The 1,166-nt window shown below is 43.7% G+C and carries 1 protein-coding gene; it reads right to left on the bottom strand.

Annotated elements, in window-relative coordinates; translation table 11 throughout:
- Positions 1-1,166, bottom strand: a 1,166-nt coding sequence (tuf, locus tag V5N67_RS06820) for an elongation factor Tu (RefSeq protein ID WP_332061133.1), incomplete at its 3' end; no start/stop codon positions are given.

Raw genomic sequence — 1,166 nt, 5'->3', positions numbered from 1 at the left:
ATCTTAGAAACGATACCTGCACCAACAGTACGACCACCCTCACGAATAGCGAAACGAAGTTTTTCTTCCATTGCAATTGGAACAATCAAAGAAACATCCATAGCAACGTTATCACCAGGCATAACCATCTCAGTACCTTCCGGAAGCGTAACAATTCCCGTTACATCTGTAGTACGAAAGTAAAATTGAGGGCGATAATTCGTGAAAAAAGGCGTATGACGACCACCTTCATCTTTCGTCAAAATATAAGCCTCTGCTTTAAACTTAGTATGAGGAGTAACTGAACCAGGCTTTGCCAAAACTTGACCACGCTCAATACCTTCACGATCAACACCACGAAGCAATGCACCTATATTATCACCAGCTTGCCCTTGATCCAAAAGCTTACGGAACATCTCAACGCCTGTAACTGTTGTCTTAGAAGTCGGACGAATGCCAATAATCTCAATTTCTTCACCAACTTTAATAACACCACGTTCAACACGACCAGTAACAACAGTTCCACGACCTGAAATCGAAAAAACATCCTCAATCGGCATCAAAAACGGCTGATCAACAGGTCGTTCAGGTGTCGGTATATAACTGTCAACTTCATTCATCAAAAGGCGAACTGCATCCTCACCAATACTCTTATTACTATCCTCAAGTGCTGCCAATGCAGAACCTTTAATGATCGGTATATCATCTCCTGGAAAGTCATATTTCGATAAAAGCTCCCGAACTTCAAGCTCGACAAGCTCCAAAAGCTCAGCATCATCAACCTGATCAACTTTATTAAGAAAAACAACAATCGCAGGAACACCAACCTGACGCGCAAGCAAAATATGCTCACGTGTCTGGGGCATCGGACCATCAGCCGCAGAAACAACCAAAATCGCTCCATCCATCTGCGCAGCCCCTGTAATCATGTTCTTCACATAATCTGCGTGCCCTGGACAATCAACATGCGCATAGTGCCGATTCTCTGTCTCATACTCAACATGCGCTGTGGAAATAGTAATCCCGCGCGCACGCTCCTCTGGTGCCGCGTCAATTTGGTCATACGCTTTAAATTCACCAAAATATTTTGTAATCGCTGCTGTCAATGAGGTCTTCCCATGATCAACGTGACCAATCGTACCAATATTAACATGCGGCTTCGTACGTTCAAATTTGCTCTTTGCCAT

It is taken from the genome of Bartonella rhinolophi (assembly GCF_036576165.1).
Taxonomy (GTDB): domain Bacteria; phylum Pseudomonadota; class Alphaproteobacteria; order Rhizobiales; family Rhizobiaceae; genus Bartonella.
Note: the sequence above shows the minus strand (reverse complement) of the source record. Positions and strands in the feature narration are given on the sequence as shown.